At 44.4% G+C, this 2,408-nt stretch carries 4 protein-coding genes; 3 read left to right on the forward strand and 1 reads right to left on the reverse strand.

Annotated elements, in window-relative coordinates:
* The first annotated feature begins 241 nt into the window (after positions 1 to 241).
* The 3 genes from H571_RS15340 to H571_RS16055 all read left to right on the forward strand — a co-directional run bounded on the left by H571_RS15340 (position 242) and on the right by H571_RS16055 (position 2,226).
* The gene (locus tag H571_RS15340; protein WP_051168016.1) at positions 242 to 940 is read left to right on the forward strand and encodes a hypothetical protein; all 699 of its coding nucleotides are present in this window, start codon (positions 242 to 244) and stop codon (positions 938 to 940) included.
* A 123-nt stretch (positions 941 to 1,063) separates the two neighbouring features.
* On the forward strand, positions 1,064 to 1,549 hold the full coding sequence (locus tag H571_RS0100055) for a GNAT family N-acetyltransferase (RefSeq protein ID WP_027847521.1): 486 nt from the start codon (positions 1,064 to 1,066) through the stop codon (positions 1,547 to 1,549).
* A gap of 458 nt (positions 1,550 to 2,007) precedes the next feature.
* Entirely contained in the window at positions 2,008 to 2,226 is a 219-nt protein-coding gene (locus H571_RS16055) for a DUF6500 family protein (RefSeq protein ID WP_027847522.1), read from the forward strand.
* Here the strand turns inward: H571_RS16055 and H571_RS15975 are convergent.
* Positions 2,212 to 2,408, reverse strand: a 197-nt coding sequence (locus H571_RS15975; RefSeq protein WP_211219737.1) for a hypothetical protein, incomplete at its 5' end; no start/stop codon positions are given. The genes H571_RS16055 and H571_RS15975 overlap by 15 nt on opposite strands.

The following is a 2,408-nucleotide window of genomic DNA, read 5'->3' on the forward strand; positions in this document are numbered from 1 at the left end:
AGAACTCCCTAATTCAGTATACAGGGAGGTAGTGGTTCCACCGTGTCGCATTTTTTATCGTGAGGATGATCAGCGAGTTCTCATTCTCTATGTTATGCGAGAGGAGCGACAGCTTCGGGCGTACATGCTTGGGAACAGCTAACCAGGCGCGTCACTCGGATGCCTTTGTCCCCGCTTCGCTACGCCAAAGTCACCGGTGCGCTTCGGCGTTAGCTGTCTTTGCAGGCGAAGGAGAAAACTATTGAACAGAGAATCTAGCGTCAATGAGTTGATAGCAGAGTCAGAGGAGCTTCTCGCTGTTATTGATGGTATATATCGCAATGCCGAGAAGACAGAGGATATTGTAGGGGTTGCCAAACCAAAGGTTAAAAGTTGCTTGGAGCATTTGAGAAGTTCACTTGAGTATATTGCTCAGGATTTATCAGAATTTACTGGCTCATCTAAAACTCCAAGAAATGTATATTTTCCGTACGGCAAAGACAAAAGTATATTCACAAAATCTTTAAACCAAAATTTACCGGATTTAGAAAATAAATTCAGGGATAAAATTGAATCTATACAACCGTACACATGTGGTGATCGGTGGTTGATTCACTTGTGTAAAGTGACAAATGACCACAAGCATGATCAATTGCAAGAGCAAACCAGAATAAATAGCCCAGAGTCAATGACGATGTTAGGTGGAGGTGCTGCGGCTGTTGATGGCACAGGGAAGATATATATGGGTAGCGCCACTATCAATGGTATAAAAATGCCAGAAGACTATGTACTTACTGCTGATAAAGCCGTAAGTGACTTGCAGCAAGGTCACTCAGTCTCGGTAGAAAGAAAATACGAGTGGGTTAAATTTGTGATTAAGGGTACAGATATAGATGTCCTTGATTTGCTGAAAAGGTCGCACAGTAATATCAGGGAATTCTCACGTGCAATCTACGAATGATGTAAATACAGCTAACAAAGCGCTGCTGTCGGACAAATTTTCCGCTGCGCTTCAAATTTACCGCAGAGCGCGGCGTTATGCACAAGATGCGGGTATACCGCACAGTTTATTAAGGTTTCTAGGATGTCAATCAAGCCAATAGATGACACGAGCTGGTCAGGAATAGCAAAGATTCAAGCTGAAGCATATTCCCAGGTCGAACCTGAAAGCGTGGATGTTCTGAAAAGTAAATGGTTGCGTTCACCAGAGTGTTGCTTCGTGTATGAAAAAGCAGGAAAAGTTGTTGGGTACTTATTGGCACATTCTTGGGATAGTGAAGCACCTCCAAAGCTCTTTCAGACCCTCCCTGCTGGTACAGAGGGATCGCTAATTTTCCTGCATGACTTGGCAATTTCAAAAGAGGCTTCAGGTGAGGGGGTTGGTAGGAAGATGGTGGTGCATTTGCTTCAGAAGGTTAAAGAATTGGGCTTTCAGCAGGTTCGATTGGTTTCAGTACAGGATTCTTTGAAGTTTTGGCAAAAGCAGGGATTCTCGCTCATAGAGCATCAAGAAGTCTGCTCTAGCTACGGTGAAGGTGCCCAACTGATGAGTCAGAGAATTATTGCATAACAAACGGCTGCACCGGACATATTTCCGCTGTCACCTTTTGTGCAAAGATTTGCACAAAAGCCGCCATCAAAAATTTGCTCGGTGAGCCGGGCGTTATGCCGCACAAGTAGTAAGCAATCACCAATGCCATCGAGAGATGGAATTCAAAAAAACAACGAGGATTTAAAAAATGGTTCAAAAAAAATGTGTTCCCTATGGAAGTGATGTTTCTGCCGGAACTTATGAGTGCGGAGATTGTGGACATAAATATTCTAATCAGTCAAAAACGTCTTTGCCTCCATGCCCCAATCATAAATCGTCCACTCATACTAAAAACTGCTGGCATATTTTGAGTGGACAAGGTGATGCACCACAGGATCCATACCCCAACCGTTAATAGGCATAACAAACAAAGGCAGCGGATGCTTCGCACCGCTGATTTGGGCGTTATGTGATCAACCCAAAAAAGGAATACTGCTTTGCGGAAAGAACTTAGAGAAAAGATTGTCGAAGTATGTGATCTAAAAATAGAGAAAAAGGGCGCGACGGTGGGATTGTCGTTTTACGCGTTCTTCAGGAATAAAAACGATCAGCCAGAGGTTCTCATGGAAGCGGCTCGGTGGTGGATAGAAACTCACAAATTGGATCACTTCGAAAAAGCGGTAAAGATCAAAGATATGGTTCTAGCCGGTGCCTAGTCTTGCCTTCAAATCACATAACAAACGGCTGTTGTCGCCCCTTCGGGGCTGGGACGGCCTTTCCCGCCGCTTCGCGGCTCCAAGCCCGCCCCAAAGCCGGGCGTTATGGTTTTTCAAGCTGCGACTCAACATCCATGCTTTTATGAAGAATCCGAATAATGAAAATTGAGTCATCTCTGTTT

The sequence above is a fragment of the Marinospirillum minutulum DSM 6287 genome (genome assembly GCF_000422325.1).
Taxonomy (GTDB): Bacteria; Pseudomonadota; Gammaproteobacteria; order Pseudomonadales; family Halomonadaceae; genus Marinospirillum; species Marinospirillum minutulum.